41 protein-coding genes are annotated in these 24776 nt (G+C 45.5%); 7 read left to right on the forward strand and 34 right to left on the reverse strand.

Annotated features, from left to right (window positions below; all coding sequences use genetic code 11):
• Positions 1-381: 381 nt before the first annotated feature.
• From HG547_RS20180 to HG547_RS20195, 4 genes are read right to left on the reverse strand one after another with little or no spacing between them, the layout of a single operon-like run.
• A complete protein-coding gene (locus HG547_RS20180; RefSeq protein WP_144376625.1) occupies positions 382-963 on the reverse strand; it encodes a TlpA disulfide reductase family protein in 582 nt (193 codons plus the stop codon).
• Positions 960-1439 carry a heme lyase NrfEFG subunit NrfF gene (gene nrfF, locus HG547_RS20185; RefSeq protein WP_037422794.1) on the reverse strand — a complete coding sequence of 160 codons (480 nt, stop codon included), beginning with the start codon at positions 1437-1439 and terminating at the stop codon, positions 960-962. Before nrfF ends, HG547_RS20180 begins: the two co-directional genes overlap by 4 nt.
• On the reverse strand, positions 1436-1990 hold the full coding sequence (locus tag HG547_RS20190) for a DsbE family thiol:disulfide interchange protein (protein ID WP_037422791.1): 555 nt from the start codon (positions 1988-1990) through the stop codon (positions 1436-1438). The genes nrfF and HG547_RS20190 overlap by 4 nt, the downstream gene beginning before the upstream one ends.
• Before the next feature lie 11 nt (positions 1991-2001).
• Positions 2002-3981: a heme lyase CcmF/NrfE family subunit gene (locus HG547_RS20195; RefSeq protein WP_047534139.1), complete on the reverse strand. Its 1980-nt coding sequence runs from the start codon at positions 3979-3981 to the stop codon at positions 2002-2004.
• Between the two features lie 399 nt (positions 3982-4380).
• Between HG547_RS20195 and ccmI the strand changes: the two genes are divergently transcribed.
• Positions 4381-5628, forward strand: a complete 1248-nt coding sequence (gene ccmI, locus HG547_RS20200; protein ID WP_037422785.1) for a c-type cytochrome biogenesis protein CcmI — start codon at positions 4381-4383, stop codon at positions 5626-5628.
• Between the two features lie 85 nt (positions 5629-5713).
• Here ccmI and HG547_RS20205 read toward each other — a convergent pair whose 3' ends face one another.
• Positions 5714-6013: a c-type cytochrome gene (locus HG547_RS20205; protein ID WP_169548844.1), complete on the reverse strand. Its 300-nt coding sequence runs from the start codon at positions 6011-6013 to the stop codon at positions 5714-5716.
• 324 nt (positions 6014-6337) lie between these two features.
• Here HG547_RS20205 and ccmA point away from each other — a divergent pair, with 324 nt between their 5' ends.
• The 6 genes from ccmA (at position 6338) to HG547_RS20235 (ending at position 10235) form a co-directional block, all read left to right on the forward strand.
• A complete protein-coding gene (gene ccmA, locus HG547_RS20210; RefSeq protein WP_037422780.1) occupies positions 6338-6988 on the forward strand; it encodes a cytochrome c biogenesis heme-transporting ATPase CcmA in 651 nt (216 codons plus the stop codon).
• An 11-nt stretch (positions 6989-6999) separates the two neighbouring features.
• The gene (ccmB, locus tag HG547_RS20215; RefSeq protein ID WP_037422777.1) at positions 7000-7686 is read left to right on the forward strand and encodes a heme exporter protein CcmB; all 687 of its coding nucleotides are present in this window, start codon (positions 7000-7002) and stop codon (positions 7684-7686) included.
• Position 7687: 1 nt separating this feature from the next.
• Complete coding sequence (locus HG547_RS20220; RefSeq protein ID WP_037422774.1) at positions 7688-8434, forward strand: heme ABC transporter permease; 747 nt, start codon at positions 7688-7690, stop codon at positions 8432-8434.
• Positions 8434-8634 carry a heme exporter protein CcmD gene (gene ccmD, locus HG547_RS20225; protein ID WP_169548845.1) on the forward strand — a complete coding sequence of 67 codons (201 nt, stop codon included), beginning with the start codon at positions 8434-8436 and terminating at the stop codon, positions 8632-8634. Before HG547_RS20220 ends, ccmD begins: the two co-directional genes overlap by 1 nt.
• Complete coding sequence (gene ccmE, locus HG547_RS20230; protein ID WP_037422767.1) at positions 8631-9116, forward strand: cytochrome c maturation protein CcmE; 486 nt, start codon at positions 8631-8633, stop codon at positions 9114-9116. Before ccmD ends, ccmE begins: the two co-directional genes overlap by 4 nt.
• A gap of 114 nt (positions 9117-9230) precedes the next feature.
• A complete protein-coding gene (locus HG547_RS20235; RefSeq protein WP_169548846.1) occupies positions 9231-10235 on the forward strand; it encodes an ABC transporter substrate binding protein in 1005 nt (334 codons plus the stop codon).
• Positions 10236-10297: 62 nt separating this feature from the next.
• On the opposite strand, the gene rplQ is transcribed toward HG547_RS20235, so the two are convergent.
• From rplQ to HG547_RS20380, 29 genes are all read right to left on the reverse strand, one after another.
• On the reverse strand, positions 10298-10693 hold the full coding sequence (gene rplQ, locus HG547_RS20240) for a 50S ribosomal protein L17 (protein WP_007644470.1): 396 nt from the start codon (positions 10691-10693) through the stop codon (positions 10298-10300).
• 40 nt (positions 10694-10733) lie between these two features.
• Positions 10734-11723, reverse strand: coding sequence for a DNA-directed RNA polymerase subunit alpha (rpoA, locus tag HG547_RS20245; RefSeq protein ID WP_011070632.1), 990 nt, complete (start codon positions 11721-11723; stop codon positions 10734-10736).
• Between the two features lie 24 nt (positions 11724-11747).
• A complete protein-coding gene (gene rpsD, locus HG547_RS20250) occupies positions 11748-12368 on the reverse strand; it encodes a 30S ribosomal protein S4 (RefSeq protein ID WP_037421477.1) in 621 nt (206 codons plus the stop codon).
• 31 nt (positions 12369-12399) lie between these two features.
• Positions 12400-12792 (reverse strand): 30S ribosomal protein S11, encoded by a 393-nt coding sequence (gene rpsK / locus HG547_RS20255; RefSeq protein ID WP_006083577.1) that lies wholly within the window; start codon positions 12790-12792, stop codon positions 12400-12402.
• A gap of 14 nt (positions 12793-12806) precedes the next feature.
• Positions 12807-13163 carry a 30S ribosomal protein S13 gene (rpsM, locus tag HG547_RS20260; protein WP_011070630.1) on the reverse strand — a complete coding sequence of 119 codons (357 nt, stop codon included), beginning with the start codon at positions 13161-13163 and terminating at the stop codon, positions 12807-12809.
• A gap of 114 nt (positions 13164-13277) precedes the next feature.
• Positions 13278-13391: a 50S ribosomal protein L36 gene (gene rpmJ / locus HG547_RS20265; protein WP_006083579.1), complete on the reverse strand. Its 114-nt coding sequence runs from the start codon at positions 13389-13391 to the stop codon at positions 13278-13280.
• Positions 13392-13413: 22 nt separating this feature from the next.
• The gene (gene secY, locus HG547_RS20270; RefSeq protein WP_011621032.1) at positions 13414-14754 is read right to left on the reverse strand and encodes a preprotein translocase subunit SecY; all 1341 of its coding nucleotides are present in this window, start codon (positions 14752-14754) and stop codon (positions 13414-13416) included.
• Between the two features lie 7 nt (positions 14755-14761).
• Entirely contained in the window at positions 14762-15196 is a 435-nt protein-coding gene (rplO, locus tag HG547_RS20275; protein WP_011070628.1) for a 50S ribosomal protein L15, read from the reverse strand.
• Between the two features lie 3 nt (positions 15197-15199).
• A complete protein-coding gene (rpmD, locus tag HG547_RS20280; protein ID WP_007644440.1) occupies positions 15200-15382 on the reverse strand; it encodes a 50S ribosomal protein L30 in 183 nt (60 codons plus the stop codon).
• A 6-nt stretch (positions 15383-15388) separates the two neighbouring features.
• Positions 15389-15892, reverse strand: coding sequence for a 30S ribosomal protein S5 (gene rpsE / locus HG547_RS20285; protein ID WP_007644438.1), 504 nt, complete (start codon positions 15890-15892; stop codon positions 15389-15391).
• A gap of 12 nt (positions 15893-15904) precedes the next feature.
• Complete coding sequence (rplR, locus tag HG547_RS20290) at positions 15905-16255, reverse strand: 50S ribosomal protein L18 (RefSeq protein WP_011715467.1); 351 nt, start codon at positions 16253-16255, stop codon at positions 15905-15907.
• 10 nt (positions 16256-16265) lie between these two features.
• Positions 16266-16799 carry a 50S ribosomal protein L6 gene (rplF, locus tag HG547_RS20295; protein ID WP_037421473.1) on the reverse strand — a complete coding sequence of 178 codons (534 nt, stop codon included), beginning with the start codon at positions 16797-16799 and terminating at the stop codon, positions 16266-16268.
• 10 nt (positions 16800-16809) lie between these two features.
• The gene (gene rpsH, locus HG547_RS20300) at positions 16810-17202 is read right to left on the reverse strand and encodes a 30S ribosomal protein S8 (protein ID WP_007644434.1); all 393 of its coding nucleotides are present in this window, start codon (positions 17200-17202) and stop codon (positions 16810-16812) included.
• A 24-nt stretch (positions 17203-17226) separates the two neighbouring features.
• Entirely contained in the window at positions 17227-17532 is a 306-nt protein-coding gene (gene rpsN / locus HG547_RS20305) for a 30S ribosomal protein S14 (RefSeq protein WP_011070625.1), read from the reverse strand.
• A 10-nt stretch (positions 17533-17542) separates the two neighbouring features.
• Positions 17543-18082, reverse strand: a complete 540-nt coding sequence (gene rplE, locus HG547_RS20310; RefSeq protein WP_011070624.1) for a 50S ribosomal protein L5 — start codon at positions 18080-18082, stop codon at positions 17543-17545.
• 12 nt (positions 18083-18094) lie between these two features.
• Positions 18095-18409, reverse strand: a complete 315-nt coding sequence (rplX, locus tag HG547_RS20315; RefSeq protein ID WP_011070623.1) for a 50S ribosomal protein L24 — start codon at positions 18407-18409, stop codon at positions 18095-18097.
• Between the two features lie 11 nt (positions 18410-18420).
• A complete protein-coding gene (gene rplN, locus HG547_RS20320) occupies positions 18421-18789 on the reverse strand; it encodes a 50S ribosomal protein L14 (RefSeq protein WP_006083590.1) in 369 nt (122 codons plus the stop codon).
• A 177-nt stretch (positions 18790-18966) separates the two neighbouring features.
• Positions 18967-19215 carry a 30S ribosomal protein S17 gene (gene rpsQ, locus HG547_RS20325; RefSeq protein ID WP_011070622.1) on the reverse strand — a complete coding sequence of 83 codons (249 nt, stop codon included), beginning with the start codon at positions 19213-19215 and terminating at the stop codon, positions 18967-18969.
• On the reverse strand, positions 19215-19406 hold the full coding sequence (gene rpmC / locus HG547_RS20330) for a 50S ribosomal protein L29 (RefSeq protein WP_007644429.1): 192 nt from the start codon (positions 19404-19406) through the stop codon (positions 19215-19217). Before rpmC ends, rpsQ begins: the two co-directional genes overlap by 1 nt.
• Positions 19406-19816, reverse strand: coding sequence for a 50S ribosomal protein L16 (rplP, locus tag HG547_RS20335; RefSeq protein ID WP_006083593.1), 411 nt, complete (start codon positions 19814-19816; stop codon positions 19406-19408). Before rplP ends, rpmC begins: the two co-directional genes overlap by 1 nt.
• Before the next feature lie 11 nt (positions 19817-19827).
• Positions 19828-20520: a 30S ribosomal protein S3 gene (gene rpsC, locus HG547_RS20340; protein ID WP_011070621.1), complete on the reverse strand. Its 693-nt coding sequence runs from the start codon at positions 20518-20520 to the stop codon at positions 19828-19830.
• A 9-nt stretch (positions 20521-20529) separates the two neighbouring features.
• Positions 20530-20862, reverse strand: a complete 333-nt coding sequence (gene rplV, locus HG547_RS20345) for a 50S ribosomal protein L22 (protein ID WP_006083595.1) — start codon at positions 20860-20862, stop codon at positions 20530-20532.
• A 15-nt stretch (positions 20863-20877) separates the two neighbouring features.
• Positions 20878-21156: a 30S ribosomal protein S19 gene (rpsS, locus tag HG547_RS20350; protein ID WP_006083596.1), complete on the reverse strand. Its 279-nt coding sequence runs from the start codon at positions 21154-21156 to the stop codon at positions 20878-20880.
• A gap of 14 nt (positions 21157-21170) precedes the next feature.
• Complete coding sequence (gene rplB, locus HG547_RS20355; protein ID WP_011621028.1) at positions 21171-21995, reverse strand: 50S ribosomal protein L2; 825 nt, start codon at positions 21993-21995, stop codon at positions 21171-21173.
• 16 nt (positions 21996-22011) lie between these two features.
• Complete coding sequence (gene rplW, locus HG547_RS20360) at positions 22012-22314, reverse strand: 50S ribosomal protein L23 (protein WP_037421480.1); 303 nt, start codon at positions 22312-22314, stop codon at positions 22012-22014.
• On the reverse strand, positions 22314-22919 hold the full coding sequence (gene rplD, locus HG547_RS20365) for a 50S ribosomal protein L4 (protein ID WP_011070618.1): 606 nt from the start codon (positions 22917-22919) through the stop codon (positions 22314-22316). The genes rplW and rplD overlap by 1 nt, the downstream gene beginning before the upstream one ends.
• A 17-nt stretch (positions 22920-22936) precedes the next feature.
• Positions 22937-23575, reverse strand: coding sequence for a 50S ribosomal protein L3 (rplC, locus tag HG547_RS20370; RefSeq protein WP_011070617.1), 639 nt, complete (start codon positions 23573-23575; stop codon positions 22937-22939).
• A gap of 27 nt (positions 23576-23602) precedes the next feature.
• Entirely contained in the window at positions 23603-23914 is a 312-nt protein-coding gene (gene rpsJ / locus HG547_RS20375) for a 30S ribosomal protein S10 (protein ID WP_011070616.1), read from the reverse strand.
• 330 nt (positions 23915-24244) lie between these two features.
• A partial coding sequence (locus HG547_RS20380; protein ID WP_248278774.1) for an EF-Tu/IF-2/RF-3 family GTPase occupies positions 24245-24776 on the reverse strand: 532 nt, incomplete at its 5' end.

A 24776-nucleotide genomic window follows, 5' to 3' on the forward strand; every position in this document is an offset into this window, starting at 1 on the left:
TTAATTCTTTGATTACTCGCCAAACGGCAGAGTAATTTCGATTAACTCAACACCTGTGAGTGTCCACACAGATTTCTTGTTTAGATTGTTAAAGAGCATTTGACCATTCACTTCGCCTTACCGCTCAGCAGGTCAGGGCTGCGTATTCTACGCATTTCCCCTGTCGCGTCAAGGCGTTTTTGCAAACTTCTTGAGGCTTTCGAATCAACTGCACATTTTGCATTCGACTCGCACTGTCACCGCGCTCGCTTTCGCTGTCTGCCGTGTCAGTGGATGCGCATTATAGGCAGCGAAACTTTTTGTGCAAGGGCTTTTTAAAAGAAAAAAGATCGCATGGCGATCTTTTCTACAACGGTGCTCTATTTGCGCTCTATATGCTGTTTAATTCAGCTTTTTAGTGCCTTTATCGATAAAACTTTGGATTAGCGATACGGCTTTTGCATCATCCCAATCGACAAAGGAGCGCACAAACGCTATCAATTGGCCATTTTGATCGAGAATAAAGGTTGCTGGAATGGTATCCAGTGGGAACACCTGCCCTAAGTTTTGCGTAGGATCGTAATAGGAATTAAAGTTTGCCATTCCTAATGATGTGAGAAAAGGCTGCACTTGTTGCTTACCACCAGCATCGATAGAGATAGGCAATAACGCAAACTGATCCGCTTTAAACTTTGTCGCCAAACGCTCAATTGCGGGCAACTCCCTTACGCAGGGAGGACACCAGGTCGCCCACATGTTGACCATCACGACTTTACCTTTGTATTGGCTAAAGTCGATAGGCTTTCCATTCGCATCACTAAAAGCAACAACTTCGATAGGATAAGTCTGTGGAAGAACGTTAATCAGATCGACTGTCGACTCAATCGGTTTATTTGCCTGCTGCATACCGGGGTACGCATGGGCACCACCAGCAAAGGCAACAGACAAACTCGCTAGGATTGCAGCTAAAGCAAATGACTTCATTTATTATCACGCTTTAATAAAGCATCAAGCGCTTTTTGATCTTCAGCACTGATCTCAGGCTCGGTCGTGCCACCGATACGTTGCTTGCGGATGAAGATGAAACCAATGATAAGACCGAGCAACAACAAACCCACTGGACCTAACCAAAGAATATAGGTTTTAGTTTCCATTTTCGGTTTGTAGAGTACAAACTCACCATAACGGCTGGTCATAAACTCGATGATTTCATCGTCACCTTTGCCTTCATCGACCATTTTATACACTTCAAGGCGCAGATCTCGTGCAACGGGCGAGTTGGAATCGATCAAGTTTTGGTTCTGACATTGCGGGCAACGCAACTCATGCGCTAATGACAAACCTCGTTTTTGGTTTTCGGGTGATTTAAATTCGTAAGTATCAACAGGTGTGGCCATTACGGTTGTCACCATACTCAGCATTAACACCAGGCCACCAATGATTTTTGTCAAAATTCTCACGCTGCACCATCCTTCGCCGCTTCAGCTTGGAGTTGTTGAATCATAGGATAGAGAGTTTCACTCCATACACGCTGGTCAATAGGCCCTGCGTAGCGATAACGAATAATGCCATTATGATCAACAATAAAGCTTTCCGGTGCACCGTAAACGCCAAGATCTAAGCCTAAGCGTCCATCCTTATCAAAAATATTGATATTGTAAGGATCACCCTGGCGTTTTAATTCTTCCAGCGCGGGGATACGTTCGTCACGGTAGTTAATCCCATAGATAGGCAGAATATTCTGACGTTTCAGCATGACTAAGAAAGGGTGTTCATACTTACAAGAGGGGCACCAAGTAGCCCAAACGTTAAGTAATGACACTTTTCCTTTCAGTTGCTCATTGGTAATCATCTCGTTTGGTGTTTCGAGACGTTCCAGTTGGAAAGCCGGAATAGGCTTTCCTTCCAGAGCTGAATCCAGTTTCTGCGGATTTAAAAACAATCCTTTGTATAAAAATACCCCCATGCCAAGAAAAATGACTAATGGGATAAACAGAACCAACTTCTTCATACATTCCCCAATTATTGCGCGGTAGCTAATTTCGCTTTTTCAGTTTGCGGCTTAACGGTAGCAGCCACTTTTGAGCGATAGCGTTTATCCGATGCGGCAAAGAAACCACCGACCATCATGAATATTGCTCCAAACCATAACCAACGAACAAAAGGCTTGTAGTTCAAACGCACAGCAAATTCAGTGCTGCTGATTGGATCGCCCATGGTGACATATAAGTCACGGAACAGACCCCAATCGATACCGGCTTCGGTCATGTCCATAGTACGCACATTGTATTGGCGACGATCAGGCTTGAGTAACGTCAGCAGCTTATCGCCTTTGTAGATCTCAATTTGACCTTGTTGTGCGGTGTAGTTAGGACCAACGACGTTCTTAGTCTCAAGATATTTAAAGGTATAACCCGCAAGCTCTTGGCTTATGCCAGGCCCCATACGCACACTTTTCTCAACCGAGTAGTTAGATACCATAGTGGCACCGATAACCGACACAGCAATACCTAAGTGAGCTAAGATCATACCCAGCTCACTACGGCCCATACGTGCCACGCTTAATTCACCATCTTTAGGCTTCACGATATTGTAAGCGGCTCTTGCGGTTGCCAACACAATCCAAGCAGCGGCGGCGATACCCAAAGCAACCCACACGTTAAAAGCACCATCGACAATAAATGGCGTCACGATACCAATCGCGGCTGATACTAATGCAGGCACCAGCAATTGGCGTTTTAACTCACCCGCTTTTGATTTCTTCCAACGGATGATCGGACCCACGCCCATAAACGCAAACAGCACGAGCACGATCGGTACAAACACCGCATTAAAATATGGAGGTCCAACAGAGATCTTGCCCATACCTAAAGCATCGATCAGCAGTGGATATAACGTCCCTAACAGGACTGTACCAGCAGCGACAGTCAGCAATACGTTACAGACTAACAGCATGGTTTCTTTTGATTTCAATTCGAAGCGTGCAGGGCTGCTCATTTCACTTGCGCGGAAGGCAAACAACGTGAGCGAACCACCGATAGCTAAGCCGAGTAATAACAGAATAAACATACCGCGGCTTGGATCGGCTGCGAATGAGTGAACCGAAGTCAGTACGCCGGAACGCACGATAAAGGTACCCAGTAAACTTAACGAAAATGCAAAGATTGACAGCAATACTGTCCAGTTACGGAACGCACCACGTTTTTCGGTCACAATCAGCGAATGCACTAAAGCAGTACCCACTAACCAAGGCATAAAGGAGGCATTTTCTACTGGATCCCAGAACCACCAGCCACCCCAGCCTAATTCGTAGTATGCCCACCAAGAACCTAATGCAATACCACCAGTGAGGAAAATCCAAGCGGCCAAGGTCCAAGGACGAGACCAACGAGCCCAAGCCGAGTCAAGATGGCCACTCATCAATGCAGCAATTGCAAACGCAAAGCTTACAGAGAAACCCACATAACCTAAATACAACATTGGCGGATGGAAGATTAAGCCTACATCCTGCAACATTGGGTTCAAGTCGCGGCCTTCGGCTGGCATTGGAAATAAACGTTCAAATGGGCTAGAAGTGAGCAGCATAAATAAGCTAAAACCAATCACAATCAGCGCCAATACAGCCAGCACCCTTGCAGTAAACACTTCTTCCAAGCCTTTACTGAATAATGCGACAGAAGCGGCCCAAGTCGATAACGCAAACACCCAGAACAACAGAGACCCTTCATGACCGCCCCATACGGCCGCAATCTTAAAGAAAATAGGTAACTGAGAATTAGAGTGATGTGCCACGTAGGCCACGGAGAAATCATCAACGGCGAAGCTATAACCAAGCGATACTACGGATAAAGCAATAAAAAAGAACATTCCGTAGGCTAACGGCCAAGCATACCTCACTAGGTATTGGTCTTTACGGGCAACACCTATAAGGGGAACGCTGGTTAACAAGAAGGCGAATGCCACTCCTATAATCAGCGAAAAGTGTCCAAGTTCTGGGATCATGGGTTTTCCTCAGTCTCTAATAATATGTTGATTTAGAAAAATTCCAAACCAACGCACAACATGCTGTTCACACAAATGCACGAAATTTGGTTCATTTTAGTATTTGCTATTGTTCCTGTCTGCCTCTTTCATACAAAACTGGGTGACTTGTCTCATTCTCGATTTTTGCCCAAATGGAGCCACCGCAGGCCTACAGTTTTGCATGTGACAGATAAATGAGCCTTAAGTTTCATATAAAATTTACCAGATGGAACAATTTGTGAACCAGTGCCCAACTCTCAGCTTTCACAGTTGTGAAGGTCTTATATTACTGTTCAATGAATAATCTTTACGTATAATCTTGCTTCCAAGCCAGCGGTAACAACCGCTTTTATGCAAACTAAAGTGAATATAGAAACAATGACGACATTTTGGATTTTTATTGCGCTTGTTGTGTTGGTCAGCTTAACACTGATCTGGATCCCACATTTCAGACAGCAAAAGTTATTGCGTACTGAGGAAGCTGGTGTTCGCAAACAAACGAACCTCGAATTGTTCAATGAACGTCTTTCCACCCTTGAGAAAGAACTTAATGAAGAACTGCTCGACCAAGCAGAATTTGATGCGCTCAAGAAAGAACTCGAAATCAGTTTACTCCAAGACATCAAACAAGCGAGCGATGATTCCCTTGTCAATCAAATCAAACCTAAAAGTATCCTTTGGCCATCAGTCATGTCGGTATGCTTGATTGCGATCTCAGGTTACCTTTATCAGCAATTAGGGGCCTTTGAAAATATTGGCAATACCCAAGCGGCTAACCCACATGCTGGTATGGATACTGCGCAAATCATGGGGCAGCGCGTACAAATGATGGAAGCCCAAGTGCAAGCCGAGCCAGAAAATAGTCAGGCTTGGTTTAGTCTAGGTCATGCATATATTTCGGCTAACCAATTTGATAAAGCAGTCGCGGCCTTCGACAAAGTGATGGATTTAGTGGGCAAACATGCCGAGTTAATCGGACCAAAGGCCACGGCGTTGTACTACAAAGCCGGTCAGCAAATGACACCAGAAATTCAAGCCTTAATAGACGAATCGCTAGCATTAGATCCACAGGATCCATCAACACTGTTGTTAGTTGGTATGGATGCTTTCTTTACTGCTAAGTACCAAAAAGCCATTGATTCATGGCAGACCATTCTTAATAGTGACCGCACAGATGTGGATCGCGCCGCACTGATGAATGCCATCGAAACAGCTAACTTACGTATGCAAGCCGAAACGACAGGTATGCCTAACGATGATGTACACAAGCAGGCAAAAGTCACAAGCAAATCAGTAAGTATTGAAATTTCAATTTCACCTGAACTTGCAGCTAAAGCGAGCCCAGAAGACACTATCTTTGTCTTTGCACGTGCAACTGAAGGTCCTAAAGTACCGCTAGCAGCAACCAAAGTTAGTGCAAAATCATTGCCTGTTACAGTGACACTAGACGACAGCACAGGCATGGGTAGCGATGTAAAATTAAGCCAAACTGCTAGCGTTGAAGTTATTGCCGTCTTATCCAAGCATGGCAATATCAAACCTCAGGCGGGTGATATTCAAGGAAAAATCAGCAAAGTTAATGTGGGAGAAACGGCAAACTTAGTACTGGATACCCAAGTGCAATAAGTTATCCGCACCTAGCACTAAGTTTCAGCTTAGCGCAGACATAAAAAAACCGGCTAATGCCGGTTTTTTTAACACTGCAAAAAAATTACTTAGCTTTAGACATAAACTCGATAGCTGCTTTGTAATCATCATCAGTACAATCAGTACACATACCACCTGGTGGCATTGCGTTTAAACCTGTTTTTACACTGTGTAACAGAGTGTCAATACCTTTTGCTAAGCGCGGTTCCCACTCCGCTGCATTGTGCGCTTTTGGAGCACCAGCAACACCCATGCTATGGCACACGGTACATGCCTTGTTGAAAATAGCTTCAGCATCTTGAGCTGAAACGTTGACTGACATAGTCAAAGCAGCGACTGCAGTCATTGCTAACAGTTTTTTCATGTTCAATGTTCCTAATGCAAATACGTACAAAGCTCGCGCTGCCCTTTGAGGCAGACTCATTATAGCGGACTAAGATTACTACAAACTTCAATAAATCTCATCTTTTTGTGATTAGAATCTCAGCACAAATGATATAAGGCGACAAGCGTGACAAATTCGTTAATATATTAGCAACTATTAAAAAAGTTCGATTTGTACGAGAAATATTGCGGTTATTGGAACCACATCAAATTGCTGACATCTAGTCCCAAGCAAGTGTAAACCCGCAATATCGTTTGTGTTAGAATCACTTGTGTTTCCTTCCGGCTTGAGATAGAGGGTTCAGTGACAAATATAACTTCAGTAAACACACTGTTATCAGCGAGCAAGCTGACATGCATCCGTGAAGAACGCATTCTATTTGATGAATTAAGTTTTGAGATTAATGCTGGCGATATCGTCCAGATTGAAGGCCCTAATGGTGCCGGCAAAACCAGTTTATTACGCATATTAGCAGGTCTATCTCGTCCCTATGCGGGGCAAACCTTCTATATAAATGAAGATATCAACCGCTGTCGTGACGAATATAACGAAGATCTACTGTATTTAGGCCATCTTGCGGGAGTGAAATCCGAATTAACCGCTGAGGAAAACCTTAACTTCAATTTAAGAATCAGTGGCTATGATGATTTTGATACGTCTGCCATATTAGCTAAAGTAAATCTATCAGGTTTTGAGGAAGCGCTTGCTGGACATTTGTCCGCGGGCCAACATCGCCGAACAGCATTGGCAAGGCTTTGGCACAATGATTGTAAGGTGTGGATCCTAGATGAACCTTTTACCGCAATCGATAAAAAAGGCGTCGAAGAGCTTGAACAGTTATTTATTCAACATGCGGATAATGGTGGCTGTGTGATCCTGACCACTCACCAAGATATGGGCATTATCAAAGATGATAGGCTTCGTAAAATTCGTCTAGATTATCGCTTCGTATAAGGTTTGGCATAATGAAAAGAGGCATCAGCTTTACTCAAGCGTTTTTAACGTTACTTCAGCGGGATCTAAAGATTGCCATTCGACACCGTGGTGATATTTTTAACCCCTTATTATTCTTCATTATGGTTGTAACCCTATTTCCACTCGGCATTGGCCCAGAACCACAAATGCTAGCGCGTATTGCTCCCGGAATTATTTGGGTTGCAGCATTGTTAGCATCCATGTTGTCGCTGGAGCGTCTATTTAAAGCTGACTTTAGTGACGGCAGCTTAGAACAGATGCTACTTAGCCCACAACCTTTGTCTGTTTTAGTCTTAGCCAAAGTGTTAGCCCACTGGATACTTACGGGTGTTCCATTGATTATTATTGCCCCACTGCTGGCCGTGCTACTGAACTTAGATGCTAATAGTTATGGTGCATTGATTGCCACACTGGCTTTAGGCACCCCAGTGTTGTCACTCTTAGGTGCTATTGGCGTGGCATTAACCGTTGGTCTACGTAAAGGCGGCGTACTATTAAGCCTTTTGATTCTGCCACTTTATATTCCAGTGCTCATTTTCGCGACCAGCGCCATTGATGCGGCAGGAATGAATTTACCCTATGACGGTCAGCTCGCTATAATTGGCGCCATGTTGATCGGTTCGTTAACCTTAGCACCTTTTGCAATCGGTGCATCTCTGCGAGTGAGTACTAACTAAAATGTGGAAATGGTTACACCCTTACGCGGATCCTGAACGCGCATATAAGTTATCAGGAACATTATTTCCATGGTTTGCCACCTTAGCCTGCCTTTTCCTTACAGTTGGCACCGTATGGGGTTTATTGTTTGCCCCGACAGATTACCAGCAAGGAGATAGCTACCGTATTATCTTTATCCATGTACCAGCTGCATCAATGTCAATGGCGGCCTACATGGGTATGGCGACAGCAGCATTTATTGGTCTTGTCTGGCAGGTCAAATTAGCAGACTGGGCAGCTGCGTCTATTGCTCCTATAGGAGCTGTCATCACCTTTATAGCACTCTTTACTGGTGCCGCTTGGGGCAAACCTATGTGGGGCACTTGGTGGGTATGGGATGCGCGTCTGACCTCTGAATTAGTACTACTATTCCTCTACTTAGGTGTGATTTCCCTCTACGCTTCTTTTGAAGACAAAGTGCTGGCTGCACGTGCAGCAGGGATCTTGGCAATCGTAGGGGTAATTAATATCCCCATTATTAAATATTCAGTTGAATGGTGGAGCTCATTGCATCAACCATCAACCATCAAAATTACCTCTAAATCGACCATGTCGAGTGACATGTTATACCCACTTTTAATCAATATTTTAGGTTTCGGGCTTATGATAGGCGCTATCACTATTGTGAGATTTAGAGCAGAAATCTTAGCAAGAAACGGCATGCGCCCTTGGGTACGTGAACTTGCTAAAGCTGAGGAGGTCAAATAATGCAATTCGATTCTATCAGTGATTTTTTCAACATGGGTGGCTATGCCTTTTATGTATGGCTTGCCTATGGTGTGACCTTCTTCTGTGTATCGACGCTGATCATCACTAGCGTACGCCAAAAGCGTAAGGTTTTGATTGAAATAGCGAAAAAGATGAACCGCGAAGAGCGCCTCAAAGAAACTAGGAGTAACAAATCGTGAACCCAAGACGCAAAAAGAGACTGACGTTAGCTATAGCACTAATCGGTGGCGTAGCCGCGATTGCTTCACTGCTGCTGTATGCGTTGAACTCCAACTTAAACTTATTCTATACACCGTCAGAAATCGTAAACGGTAAAACCGATACAGGCGTTAAACCCGAAGCGGGCCAACGTATTCGTGTAGGTGGCATGGTAACGGTAGGCTCTATGGTACGTGATCCAAACAGCCTACATGTGCAATTTGCAGTACACGATTCCTTAGGTGGCGAAATTCTAGTGACCTATGACGATCTATTACCGGATCTATTCCGCGAAGGACAAGGCATCGTCGCCCAAGGTGTATTAGGGGAAGATGGTAAGTTGGCCGCAACTGAAGTCTTAGCAAAACATGATGAAAACTACATGCCTCCAGAAGTTGCAGAAGCAATGGGGCAAAAACATGAGAAGCTAGATTACAGTCAGCAGAAAGCGACAGCACAATAACGTAAGCACATCGCCGAAAAAATATTTAAAGCCTCAGTATGAGGCTTTTTTATTGCCCGCCGGATACTCGAGGTTGGACTATACTCAAAGCTATATTCCACTAGGTATCTCTCCATGAATTTAATTAAGTTATTAATTAAAAGATGGCGACAGATTTTTACCTTAATGCTGGCATGTTTCATACCAATGGCATATGCGGCCAAGGTGGTTGTCATCGAGAGCTATCACCAAGGTTACACGTGGGATAAGCAGTATTATCAAGCCATACTCGATACATTGACACCTCTCAATGAGGTAAATCACTTTGAAATGGACACAAAACGGCTACCTAAAAATCTTCATGCAAAACGGGCAGAACTAGCATGGCAATTTATTCAACAACAAAAACCACAGTTAGTGATCCTAGCAGATGATAATGCCGTTAATTATCTACACCAACGGTTAAGCTCAAGCCAAATTCCAGTGGTATACCTTGGCATTAATATGAACCCAAGAGAATATCACTTAAATGAATATAAGCGTTTTACGGGTGTGCTTGAAAGACCTCTACTCAGACGCTCTCTGCTATTACTGCAACGAATATTACCAATATCAAAGCACCGAAAAATCTTAGTTCTGTTCGATCAAAGTGATACGTCTAGACTTGCAGCGGAATATATCAGTAAGCAGCAACTGAGCATGTTGAGCGATGTGGAAGTTGAAATATTACAACTAAATCAACTTAGTGAATGGCAAAAGCAAGTCATTGCAGCTAAAGACAATGGCTTTAGTGCGATAGTCGTTGCACTTTATCATGCAGTGAGGGATGACAAAGATCAGTCGGTTGATGCTGAAGAATTATTAGGATGGGTTTCAGCTAACACGCCAGTGCCCAATTTTGGTTTTTGGGGATTTAGCGTATACAACAACGGCAATATCGGCGGCTATGTTCTCGATGGTTACCAGCACGGCAAGATCGCAGCCAAAATGGCCTCAAGGATCCTCGCAGGTGAGAAACCGGAAAACATATTCCCAGTAACAGATGACCTAGGACAATTTATGTTTAGCCGTAAAGGGTTAAGTAAATGGCACTTAACATTGCCAAAAGAAATCGAGAAACAAACGACTTGGGTCGAGTAAGTTAAAACGAGCTGAAATAAAAAGCCGGGCTTAGAGCCCGGCTTTTAAATTTGTAACCTTAATTACTCAGCAGCTTCAACATCAACAGCTTGAGCAGCTTCTGGACGACCTACTAGCTCGATGTAAGCCATTGGGGCTTTATCACCAGCACGTAAACCGCACTTAAGGATACGGGTGTAGCCACCAGGACGTTCCTGGTAACGTGGACCCAATTCAGTGAATAACTTACCTACGACTTCAGCGTCGCGAGTACGTGCAAACGCTAAACGACGGTTTGCAACGCTGTCACTCTTAGCAAGTGTTATCAGAGGCTCAACTACGCGACGCAGTTCTTTCGCTTTAGCTACGGTTGTCTTGATGATCTCATGACGAACCAGTGAGCTTGCCATGTTACGGAACATAGCTTGGCGGTGGCTGCTGTTGCGGTTAAGTTGACGACCACTCTTACGATGGCGCATGACCTAATCCTTATAACCTAAATCTGTACAAACCTGAGACTTATAGGTCGTCTGCTAAACTAGCTGGAGGCCAGTTTTCCAGACGCATACCTAACGACAGTCCGCGAGAAGCTAAAACGTCCTTAATTTCAGTAAGAGATTTCTTACCTAAGTTAGGGGTTTTCAGCAGCTCAACTTCAGTACGCTGTACCAGATCTCCGATGTAATGAATCGCTTCGGCTTTCAAACAGTTAGCCGAACGTACAGTTAGCTCTAAATCGTCGACAGGACGCAACAGAATCGGATCGAACTCCGGCTTCTCTTCCTTCATTTCTGGCTCAGTCACGTCACGCAGCTCAACAAACGCATCCAGCTGTTCAGCTAAGATGGTCGCAGAACGACGGATAGCTTCCTCAGGATCAATAGTACCATTAGTGGTCATATCGATAACGAGTTTATCCAAGTCAGTACGCTGTTCAACACGAGCTGCTTCTACATTGTAGGCAATACGTGCGACTGGCGAGAAAGAAGCATCAACCAGCAAGCGGCCGATTGGGCGATCATCGTCTTCTGTCTGTGCACGAGCAGATGCTGGCACATAACCACGACCACGCTCAACGCGAATACGCATGCTGATATCATTGTTACCTGTTAAATGACAGATAACATGATCAGGATTCACGATAGTGACATCACCATCATGCGTGATATCTGCTGCGATGACAGGGCCTGCGCCGGACTTGCTTAATGTAAGCATAGCCTCGTCTTTACCCTCGATAGTCACTGCTAATCCTTTCAGATTAAGCAAGATTTCAAGGATATCTTCTTGTACGCCTTCCTTACTGCTGTATTCGTGCAGTACGCCGTCAATCTCGACTTCGGTAACCGCGCAGCCGGGCATAGACGACAATAGGATGCGACGCAACGCGTTACCTAAAGTGTGGCCGAAACCACGCTCAAGCGGTTCCAAAGTAACCTTGGCACGTGTTGAGTTAACCTGCTCGATATCAACGAGACGCGGTTTAAGAAATTCTGTAACAGAACCCTGCATTGTGTCCTCTCTTGTTTGTTAGCCTTACTTAGAGTAAAGCTCGACGATCAGCTGTTCGTTAATTTCCGCAGACAAATCGCTACGTTCTGGAATACGCTTGAAAGCACCTTCCATTTTCGCGCTGTCGACTTCAACCCATGTAGGCTTCTCGCGTTGACCAGCCACTTCTAAAGCCGCTTTGATACGAGCTTGAGTGCGTGACTTTTCACGGATGCTTACAACATCATTCGCAGACACTTTGAATGACGGAATGTTAACAACACGACCGTTAACCATAACAGATTTATGGCTTACTAGCTGACGTGATTCTGCACGAGTCGCACCGAAACCCATACGATAAACAACGTTATCTAAACGAGTTTCTAAAAGTTGCAACAGGTTTTCACCAGTGTTGCCTTTCAGACGTGCAGCCTCTTTATAGTAGTTACGGAATTGCTTTTCTAACACACCGTAAATACGACGAACTTTTTGTTTTTCGCGTAACTGTAAACCGTACTCTGACAGACGTGGCTTACGAGCGCCATGCTGTCCTGGTGCAGATTCCAGTTTACACTTAGAATCGATTGCTCTCACACCGCTTTTTAAGAAAAGGTCAGTACCTTCTCGGCGGCTGAGCTTGAGCTTGGGACCCAAGTATCTTGCCATGATCTTTCTCCAACTATCCTAATGAAACGCGTTATACACGACGCTTTTTAGGAGGACGACAACCATTATGAGGGATCGGCGTCACATCGGTAATGTTGGTAATTTTATAACCAACAGCGTTCAGCGCACGAATGGCTGATTCACGACCTGGACCTGGACCCTTCACAAACACTTCAAGGTTTTTTAAACCGTAGTCTTGAGCAGCAGCGCCTGCACGCTCAGCAGCTACCTGTGCAGCAAATGGCGTAGATTTACGTGAACCACGGAAACCTGAACCACCTGAAGTAGCCCATGACAACGCATTACCTTGACGATCTGTAATGGTGACAATTGTGTTGTTGAAAGAAGCATGGATATGAGCCATGCCATCTGCAACCTGTTTACGTACGCGCTTACGCGGAGAACGTGACGGAACTTTAGCCATTGTCTACCTTCCCGTTACTTCTTGATTGGTTTACGTGGACCTTTACGCGTACGCGCATTGGTCTTAGTACGTTGCCCACGAAGAGGCAGGCTACGACGATGGCGGAGACCACGATAACAACCAAGATCCATAAGACGCTTGATGTTCATAGAAATCTCACGACGTAAGTCACCTTCTACTAAGTATTTGGCAACTTCTTCGCGTAGGGTGTCGATTTGAGCTTCGCTCAATTCCTTGATCTTAGCAGTTTCAGCAATTGACGTAGCTGCGCAGATTGCTCTAGCGCGAGTACGGCCGATGCCGAAAATTGCAGTCAATGCGATGACTGTATGCTTTTGATCAGGAATGTTAATGCCAGCGATACGGGCCACTATGCACTCCTTAAGTTAAAGGCCAACTGCGAAAAGCCCGAAAGGATACTCGACAGTTGACAGATTTGCAAACAATATTTGTTCAGCCCAACAGTGGGCTGAACAATTTCACTTTTAGCCTTGACGCTGTTTGTGTTTTGGTTCAACACAGATAACGCGCACAACGCCACTACGCTTGACGATCTTGCAGTTACGGCAGATCTTCTTCACGGAAGCTCGAACTTTCATTTCATCACTCCGTAAAGCTTACTTAGCGACCAAAACGATCTAAATTCGCTTTGTTAACTAGGTTAGCTTTCTTCATCACAGACTCATACTGATGTGACATCATATGGGTCTGAACCTGAGCCATGAAGTCCATGATTACGACTACCATAATTAGTAGTGAAGTACCGCCAAAATAGAACTGTACTTTCCACGCAATTAGCATGAACTCCGGAATTAAACAGATAAAGGTAATGTATAACGCGCCAGCTAATGTTAGGCGAGTCATTACTTTATCAATGTAACGCGAAGTCTGTTCTCCAGGACGGATCCCAGGGATGAATGCACCACTCTTCTTCAGGTTGTCTGCTGTTTCACGTGGATTAAATACCAACGCTGTATAGAAGAAACAGAAGAAGATAATCGCTGCTGCATACAATAATGAGTAAAGCGGTTGTCCAGGTGACACGGCTAATGAAAAATCACTTAACCATGACATAGACTCATTTTGACCAAACCACTGAGCCAGTGTGCCTGGGAACAAAATAATGCTTGACGCAAAAATTGGAGGAATTACACCCGCCATGTTTATTTTCAGTGGCAAGTGTGTAGATTGCGCAGCGAATACCTTACGGCCTTGCTGACGCTTAGCATAGTTAACGACGATACGACGTTGACCACGCTCTACAAACACCACGAAATAAGTCACAGCAAAAATAATTACCGCGAGCAACAACAACACTAACACATTCAGGTCACCTTGACGCGCCTGCTCAGCCGTTTGGCCGATAGCGGAAGGTAATCCAGCAACAATACCTGCGAAAATTAAAATCGAGATACCGTTACCTATACCTCGTTCGGTAATTTGCTCACCTAGCCACATCAGGAACATAGTCCCTGTCACTAAGCTCACAACCGCTACAAAGTAGAAACCGAATCCAATATTGACCACTAGGCCTGGGACTAAGTTTGGTAACCCTGTTGCAATACCGATCGACTGGAATGTACCCAGCACCAACGTACCCCATCGTGTGTACTGACTGATTTTTTTACGTCCAGACTCGCCTTCTTTTTTCAATTCAGCGAGTGCAGGATGCACAACAGTCAATAACTGCATGATAATCGATGCCGAAATATACGGCATGATACCTAATGCAAAGATAGAAGCACGGGAAAGAGCACCACCCGAGAACATGTTAAACATGCCTAGGATGGTCCCTTTTTGCTGAGCAAACAGCTCTGCTAATACAGCTGCGTCAATACCAGGAATTGGTACAAACGAACCGGCCCTAAAGACGATAATCGCACCAATCACGAACAGGAGGCGAGCCTTCAACTCTGAAAGTCCACCTTTCGCGCTTTTTAAATCAAGTCCTGGTTTTGCCATCGACGTATTATTCCTCGATCTTACCGCCAGCAGCTTCAATTGCTGCACGTGCACCTTTGGTTACCTTCAGACCTTTTACAGTCACTGGGCGCTCAATGGTACCTGAAAGAACGATTTTCGCAAACTGGATGTTGCGAGTAATAACGTTCGCATCTTTCAGAGCGTTTAAGTCGATAACATCACCGTTAACTTTAGCCAGTTCGAGTACACGAACTTCAGCTGTTACCATAGCGCGACGCGAGGTAAAACCAAATTTAGGTAAACGGATCTTAAGTGGCATTTGACCACCCTCGAAGCCTGGGCGTACACCGCCACCGCTACGAGATTTTTGGCCTTTGTGACCACGACCTGCAGTTTTACCTAAACCTGAGCCCATACCACGGCCTACACGCTTTGGTGCATGCTTAGCGCCTGCAGCTGGAGATAGAGTATTTAAACGCATCTATTAATCCTCCACCTTAACCATGTAGTAGACCTTGTTGATCATACCGCGAACTGAAGGAGTATCTTCTAATTCAACAGTGTGACCAATGCGACGCAGACCAAGACCTGTTAAGGTCGCACGGTGCTTTGGTAAACGACCGATAGCACTTTTAGTCTGAGTAACTTTTACAGTTTTAGTTGCCATGGTGCATTACCCCCGAATTTCGTCAACATTCAGGCCACGCTTAGCTGCGATTTGCGATGGTGACTTCATGTGCACCAGAGCATCTACAGTCGCGCGAACGATGTTGATCGGGTTAGTAGAACCGTATGCTTTAGACAGAACGTTATGAACGCCTGCAACTTCCAATACGGCACGCATTGCGCCACCGGCGATAATACCGGTACCCTGTGATGCTGGTTGCATGTATACACGTGAACCAGTATGACGACCTTTAACTGGGTGATGCAGAGTACCTGCATTCAACTCAACGGTCACCATGTTACGACGGGCTTTTTCCATAGCTTTTTGAATTGCTGCTGGAACTTCGCGCGCTTTACCATAGCCATAGCCGACCTTACCATTACCATCACCCACTACTGTCAGTGCTGTGAAGCTAAAGATACGACCGCCCTTAACTACTTTAGAAACACGATTAACTGCAATTAATTTCTCTTGCAGATCGTCTTTTTGCTGAGCTTCTAATTTAGCCATTTTTATAACCCCTTAGAACTGGAGGCCAGCTTCACGAGCAGCATCTGCTAGAGCAGCTACACGACCGTGATACTTGAAACCAGAACGATCGAACGCAACTGTCGTTACGCCTTTTTCGATCGCGCGCTCAGCAATAAATTTACCTACTGCCTTAGCCGCGTCTACGTTACCGGTACTCTTCAGTTGCTCTTTAACCGCTTTTTCCACGGTTGAAGCAGCTGCCACCACCTGAGCTTCAGGATTGATCACCTGAGCATAAATGTGACGCGGTGTACGATGTACAACCAGACGGTTCACGCCCAGCTCTTGGATCTTCTTACGAGCGCGAATAGCGCGACGTAAGCGAGATGTTTTCTTATCCATATCGCGTTACCTACTTCTTCTTAGCCTCTTTACGGCGTACTTCTTCGTCGTCATAGCGAACACCCTTGCCTTTGTATGGCTCTGGTGGACGATATCCGCGAATCTCAGCAGCGACTTGGCCAATTAACTGTTTATCAACGCCACGTAGGACGATGTCAGTTTGGCTAGGGCACTCTGCAGTAACGCCTGCGGGCAGTTTGTGTACTAACGGATGAGAGAAACCTAAAGTAAGGTCAATGTCAGCACCGACGAGTTTCGCACGGTAACCAACGCCAACTAACTTTAATTTACGCTCAAAACCTTGAGATACACCAACAACCATGTTGTTTACTAATGCACGTGTTGTACCAGCCTGTGCCCAAGCGCCAACTGCGCCCTCAACAGGAAGGAATTTAATCACGCCACCTTCAATAACAACATTGACCGCATTGTTGATCACTCGAGTCAGACTTCCTTTCGCGCCTTTGACGGTCAGGGTCTGTTCGTTTAAGGTCACCTCTACGCCAGCTGGAATAGATACTGGTGCTTTTGCTACACGAGACATTCCTAGCTCCTTATGCTACGTAGCAGATAACCTCGCCACCCATGCCTGCAAGGCGGGCGGCACGATCAGTCATCAGGCCTTTAGAAGTGGACACAATTGCGACACCCAGTCCGCCCATCACTTTAGGAAGTTCGTTTTTACCTTTGTAAATACGAAGACCTGGACGGCTTACACGCTGGATAGTCTCAACGACTGGTTGGCCTTGGAAGTACTTTAAGGTAATTTCCAATTCAGGCTTGGCTTCATCTGCTACGGCGTAATCCGCGATGTAACCTTCTTCTTTAAGCAGTTTCGCAATAGCGACTTTCAGCTTAGCAGAAGGCATCTTCACAGATACTTTGTTAGCAGCTTGGCCGTTACGAATACGGGTTAACATATCCGCAATAGGATCTTGCATGCTCATATTAGCTTACTCCGTGACAAGTGCTTACCAGCTAGCCTTACGCAGGCCAGGAACTTCACCACGCATGGTTGCTTCACGTAATTTGATACGGCTTAAACCGAACTTACGTAGGAAACCATGTGGGCGACCAGTTTGATTACAACGATTGCGTTGACGCGATGCGCTGGAATCACGTGGTAGAGCTTGCAGCTTTAATACTGCATCCCAACGATCTTCATCAGAAGAAGCTGGACTTGCAATAATCACTTTCAGAGCAGCACGCTTTTCAGCGAACTTAGCTACGAGCTGTGCACGCTTTGCTTCACGTGCTTTCATTGATGTTTTTGCCATTACGCTACCCTTATTTCTTGAATGGGAAGTTAAAAGCGTCTAACAAAGCACGACCTTCTTCATCAGTCTTCGCAGAGGTAGTGATAACAATATCCATACCGCGAATTTTATCGATTTTATCGTAATCGATCTCTGGGAAAATGATCTGCTCACGCACGCCCATCGCGTAGTTACCACGGCCATCGAACGCTTTAGCGCTCAGACCACGGAAGTCACGGATACGTGGGATTGCGATGTCAACTAAACGCTCTAAGAATTCCCACATACGCTCACCGCGCAGGGTCACTTTACAGCCAATAGGGTAGCCTTCACGGATTTTAAAACCAGCAACTGATTTACGAGCAACAGTTACTACTGGTTTTTGACCAGCAATTGCAGTCATGTCACGGACAGCATGTTCCATAACTTTTTTGTCTGCAACGGCTTCGCCAACACCCATGTTCAGGGTGATTTTCTCAATCCGAGGGACTTGCATGACACTGGTATAACCGAACTTTTGAGTCAGTTCAGCGACAACAGTCTCTTGATATTTATCATGCAGTTTCGCCATCGTTTACTCCAGTTACTTAACGAGTTCACTGTTCGATTTAAAGAAACGAACTTTTTTGCCGTCTTCAAATCGGAAACCAACACGATCCGCCTTGCCAGTGACAGGGTTAAAGATCGCAACATTTGATGCTTGAATCGGTGCTTCTTTCTCAACAATACCACCGGCTACACCCAGTTGTGGGTTTGGCTTTTGGTGTTTTTTGACAAGATTGATGCCTTCAACAATTAACTTACCAGTAGGTAATACTTGAGCAACTTTAGCACGCTTGCCCTTGTCTTTACCTGCTAATACGATTACTTCGTCTTGACGACGGATTTTAGCTGCCATTTTGAAGCTCCTTACAGTACTTCTGGTGCCAGCGAGACAATTTTCATAAATTGCTCATTACGCAATTCACGTGTCACTGGTCCAAAGATACGAGTACCAATCGGCTGCAGGTTGTTGTTCAAAAGAACAGCTGCATTCCGATCGAAGCGAATGACAGAACCGTCTGGACGACGTACGCCTTTCTTAGTACGGACTACCACCGCGTTATACACATCACCTTTCTTCGCTTTAGCGCGAGGAATTGCTTCTTTAACAGAAACTTTGATAATGTCGCCGATACCGGCATAACGACGATGAGAGCCACCCAAGACCTTAATACACTGAACTCTGCGTGCGCCGCTGTTACATGCGACGTCAAGAGTCGATTGCATTTGGATCATTTTAAGTGCTCCGCTATCGTTACTACACAATTCCCACTATGGGACTATAAACACCATTTTTGCTTTGAATTTAGTCAAAAATGGGGCGCAAATATAACACCATAAATATGGAATGTATAGTATTAAAAAACAAACGGCCCCAAATACTGGAGCCGTTTACCTAAATGCCTAATATTATTAGGCCTTTGATACTACTTCAACCAGGGTCCAAGACTTAGTCTTAGACAAAGGACGACATTCGCGAATCGCGACTACGTCACCTTCATTGCACTGATTAGCTTCGTCATGTGCATGGATCTTAGTCGTACGCTTAATGTATTTCCCATAGATTGGGTGTTTCACTTGGCGTTCGATAGCGACAGTAATGGTTTTATCCATTTTGTTGCTAGTGACACGACCTTGCAAAGTACGGATTTTATCAGACATTATGCACCCGCCTTAGAAGTAATAATGGTCTTAACGCGCGCAATATTACGGCGCACCAATTTCAGTTGATGAGTCTGAGTCAACTGACCAGTGGCGTGTTGCATACGCAGGTTGAACTGCTCACGCAGCAGACCAAGTAGTTCAGCGTTCAGTTCTTCAACGCTCTTTTCTCTTAGTTCGCTCGCTTTCATTACATCACCGTCTTAGTTACGAAGGTAGTCTTGATTGGAAGCTTGGCAGCAGCTAAAGCAAACGCTTCGCGAGCGATCACTTCAGAAACACCATTCATCTCATAAAGAACCTTACCAGGTTGAATCTGACATACCCAGTATTCAACGTTACCTTTACCTTTACCCATACGCACTTCAAGAGGCTTAGAGGTAATAGGTTTGTCCGGGAAAACTCGAATCCAAATTTGTCCCTGACGCTTAATGTGACGTGTCATGGCACGACGTGCAGATTCGATCTGACGAGCAGTTAAACGACCACGGCCGACTGCTTTCAGACCAAAAGTACCAAAGCTAACTTCGGTACCGTTCGCTAGACCGCGGTTGCGGCCTTTGAACATCTTGCGAAACTTCATACGTTTAGGTTGCAGCATTGCCGGCTCTCCTATTTACCACGAGGCTTGCGCTTAGGTTGCTGCTGTTTCGGCTCTTCAATCTGTGGCAGCATTCCGTCCAGAACTTCACCTTTGAAGATCCAAACTTTAATACCAATCACACCATATTGAGTGTGACTTTCAGAGGTTGAATAGTCGATATCAGCACGCAGTGTGTGCAAAGGTACACGACCTTCGCGATACCACTCAGAGCGCGCAATCTCAGCACCGCCTAAACGGCCACTAACTTCAACTTTGATACCTTGAGCACCAATACGCATTGCGTTTTGTACCGCACGCTTCATCGCGCGACGGAACATAACACGACGCTCTAATTGCTGTGCAATTGAGTCAGCAACTAACTTGGCATCTAGCTCAGGTTTACGGATCTCAGCGATGTTAATTTGAGCAGGAGTGCCAGCCAGTTTTGAAACGGCAGCACGCAATACTTCAACGTCTTCACCTTTCTTACCAATCACAACACCTGGACGGGCAGTGTGAATAGTAACGCGGATGCTTTTCGCTGGGCGTTCAATAACAATCTTAGATACTGACGCAGCTTGCAGTTTGTCTGCAAGATACTTACGCACTTCCCAGTCGCTGTTCAGGTTATTTGCATAATCTGACTTATCTGCGTACCAGGTAGAGATCCAAGGCTTGGTGATACCCAGACGGATACCATTAGGATGTACTTTCTGTCCCATTGCTCTCTCCTAGCGATCTGATACAACCACAGTGATGTGGCTGGTACGCTTCATGATACGATCAGCGCGGCCTTTAGCACGTGGCATGATACGCTTCATAGTTGGACCCTCGTCAACGAAGACGGCGCCTACTTTTAGCTCATCAATATCCGCGCCTTCGTTGTGTTCGGCGTTTGCGATAGCTGAGTCAAGTACTTTTTTAACCAGTACGGCGGCTTTCTTTGGGCTGAAAGTCAAAATTTCGAGGGCCTTAGCAACAGGCAAACCGCGAATTTGATCAGCAACGAGACGAGCCTTCTGCGCAGACGTACGGGCAAAACGATGTTTAGCTAAAACTTCCATCTTATTCCTCCCGTATTAACGCTTCTTCGCTTTCTTATCAGCAGCATGGCCGCGATAAGTGCGAGTTGGTGAGAATTCACCAAGTTTGTGGCCGATCATTTCGTCAGTTACGAACACAGGAACGTGCTGACGACCATTATGGACAGCGATGGTCAAACCAATCATATTTGGAATGATCATAGAGCGACGTGACCAAGTCTTAATAGGCTTCTTGTCACCTGCTTCCATCGCTTTCTCTACCTTCTTCAGCAAGTGCAGGTCAATGAAGGGACCTTTCTTGAGAGAACGTGGCATGGCGAATCCTCTTACTATTTATTACGACGACGTACGATGTACTTGTCAGTGCGCTTGTTACTACGAGTCTTATAACCCTTAGTTGGCACACCCCATGGAGTCACTGGGTGACGACCACCAGAAGTACGGCCTTCACCACCACCGTGTGGATGGTCTACCGGGTTCATTGCAACACCGCGAACTGTTGGGCGAACGCCTCTCCAGCGCTTAGCACCTGCTTTACCTAACTGGCGTAGCATGTGTTCGGCATTACCAACTTCACCAAATGTTGCGCGGCAATCAACTGGCACTTTGCGCATTTCGCCAGAGCGAAGACGTAAAGTGGCATATGCGCCATCACGAGCAACAACTTGTACATAAGCACCCGCTGAACGCGCGATCTGAGCACCTTTACCAGGCTTCATTTCTACAGCGTGCACAACAGAACCTACTGGAATGTTGCGCAGTGGCATTGCGTTACCGGTTTTGATTTCGGCTTCAACACCAGACTGGATCTTGTCGCCAGCTTGCATGCCTTTGGCAGCAAGGATGTAACGACGCTCACCATCCGCATACAGTACTAGAGCGATGTGCGCAGTACGGTTTGGATCGTATTCCAGACGCTCAATTTTTGCAGGGATACCATCTTTATCGCGTTTGAAGTCGATTAAACGGTAGTGCTGCTTGTGACCGCCACCAACGTGACGAACAGTGATACGGCCAGTATTGTTACGGCCACCACTTTTAGATTTTTTCGCCAACAGGCCAGCAAAAGGTTTACCCTTGTGCAGGTCAGAGTTCACCACTTTAACAACGTGGCGACGACCTGGAGAGGTTGGCTTACACTTAATAACTGCCATGATAATTCTCCTTTGCTTACTCAGCGCCGCCGACGAAATCGATGTCAGCACCAGCAGCTAAAGTCACGTAGGCTTTTTTCCAATCGCTACGACGGCCAGTACGGCCACCAGTACGTTTAGTTTTGCCTTTGCTCACTAAAGTGCGAACTGATTCGACTTCAACTTCAAATAGCTTAGCAACAGCAGCTTTAATTTCAGCTTTAGTTGCATCGATAGCTACGCGGAAAACAACAGTGTTGTGCTTCTCAGCATTCACAGTGCTCTTTTCAGAGATGTGAGGTGCCAGAATTACTTTTAGCAAACGTTCTTCGCGGATCATCATGCTAGCATCTCCTCGATTTGCTTAACTGCATCAGCAGTCACAAGCACTGTGTTGAACGCGATCAGACTTACTGGGTCTAGACCTGCAACGTCACGAACGTCAACCTTGTACAGGTTGCGAGCTGCTAAGAATAAATTCTCGTCAACTTCTGAAGTCACAATTAACACGTCTTCTAAGTTCATTGCTTTCAGTTTAGCTTTCAGCTCTTTAGTTTTAGGAGCTTCAACGCTGAATGATTCAACAACAACCAGACGGTCTTGACGTACCAGTTCAGACAGAATGCTTTTCAGCGCGCCGCGGTACATCTTCTTGTTAACTTTTTGGCTGTGATCTTGAGTTTTAGCAGCGAAAGTTACGCCACCGCCACGCCAGATTGGGCCCTTAACACCACCCGCACGAGCGCGGCCAGTGCCTTTTTGGCGCCATGGCTTTTTGCCAGAGCCAGTTACTTCCGCACGAGTCTTTTGAGCACGAGTGCCCTGACGCGCGTTTGCAGCGTATGCTACAACTACCTGATGAACCAGTGCCTCGTTAAAGTCACGGCCGAAGGTAGTTTCGGAAACTTCAAGAGCGCTTTGCGCGTCTTTCAATACCAATTCCATTACTATCTCCTCAGACCTTAAGCTTTAACTGCAGGCTTGATGATCAGGTCGCCATTAGTTGCGCCCGGAACAGCACCTTTAACCAGTAGCAGGTTACGTTCAACATCTACACGTACAACGTCTAGATTTTGAGTAGTAACACGCTCGGCACCCATATGGCCTGACATTTTCTTGCCTTTAAATACGCGACCAGGCGTTTGGTTCTGACCGATAGAACCGTTCGAACGGTGCGACAAAGAGTTACCGTGCGTCATATCTTGAGTACGGAAGTTCCAACGCTTAACACCGCCTTGGAAGCCTTTACCTTTTGATTGACCAGTAACGTCAACTTTCGCTACATCAGCGAAGATACCTACGTTTAGCTCAGCACCAACTTCAATGCCTTCGCCTTCACCGTCTGCCAGACGCAGTTCCCACAGTCCACGACCGGCTTCTACGCCGCTCTTAGCAAAGTGACCTGCTTCTGGTTTAGTGATGCGATTGGCTTTTTTGGTACCAGTAGTAACTTGAAGTGCGCGGTAGCCGTCAGTTTCTAAAGTTTTCACTTGAGTAACACGGTTGCCAGCAACTTCAATTACTGTAACAGGTATAGAAACACCATCTTCAGTGAAGATGCGAGTCATACCAACTTTACGACCAATAAGACCGATAGCCATCTCTCAAACCTCTTCTAAGGATCTCAATTAACCCAAGCTAATCTGTACGTCGACACCAGCCGCAAGATCTAAACGCATTAGAGCGTCTACAGTCTTTTCAGTTGGCTCTACGATGTCAACCAGGCGCTTGTGAGTACGTAATTCGTACTGGTCACGAGCATCTTTATTAACGTGCGGAGAGATCAAAACGGTATAACGCTCTTTGCGCGTAGGTAGTGGAATAGGACCACGTACTTGGGCGCCAGTACGCTTAGCAGTTTCAACGATTTCCGCTGTAGACTGATCAATTAAGCGATGATCAAACCCTTTTAAGCGGATACGGATTCTTTGGTTCTGCATTGACCAGAGCTCCTAAAATGGACACATAAAAAATCACCCTCTAGCTTCTTCCTTACTGGAAAAGCAGAGCGAGATGATTTAACCGTTCGACTCCCAATCGGAGCCGCTATGATAATGATAAGTTCAAATACTTGTCATTTAATTCGTTAACCTAGGTTAACGAGGGGGCCATTATACTCATCTGAAATCAGATTTCAAGCCCGCTGTGTAAATAGTCATCAAAAACTATTCAACGTCAGAGTGTCGAGCATTTTACACAAATTTCAGAATAACACCAGCCCAAAATAAAAAAGGAAGCCTAAGCTTCCTTTTTTCTAATCACAATTGCTATTAAGCAATGATCTTAGCTACAACACCAGCGCCTACTGTACGGCCACCTTCACGAATTGCGAAGCGTAAACCTTCGTCCATCGCGATTGGGCAAATCAGCGTAACAACCATCTTAATGTTGTCACCAGGCATTACCATCTCTACGCCTTCTGGCAGTTCAATAGTACCGGTTACGTCAGTTGTACGGAAGTAGAACTGTGGACGGTAGCCTTTGAAGAATGGAGTGTGACGACCACCTTCTTCTTTTGACAGAACGTAAACTTCTGATTCAAAAGTAGTGTGTGGGTTGATTGAACCTGGCTTAGATAATACTTGACCACGTTCTACGTCATCACGCTTAGTACCACGTAATAAAATACCACAGTTCTCACCTGCACGACCTTCGTCAAGCAGCTTACGGAACATTTCTACGCCAGTACAAGTTGTTTTAGAAGTCGTGCGGATACCAACGATTTCTACTTCGTCGCCCACTTTAACGATACCACGCTCTACACGGCCTGTTACTACTGTACCACGACCAGAAATAGAGAAT

This window comes from Shewanella sp. DNRA4 (genome assembly GCF_012843185.1).
GTDB classification, from domain to species: domain Bacteria; phylum Pseudomonadota; class Gammaproteobacteria; order Enterobacterales; family Shewanellaceae; genus Shewanella; species Shewanella xiamenensis.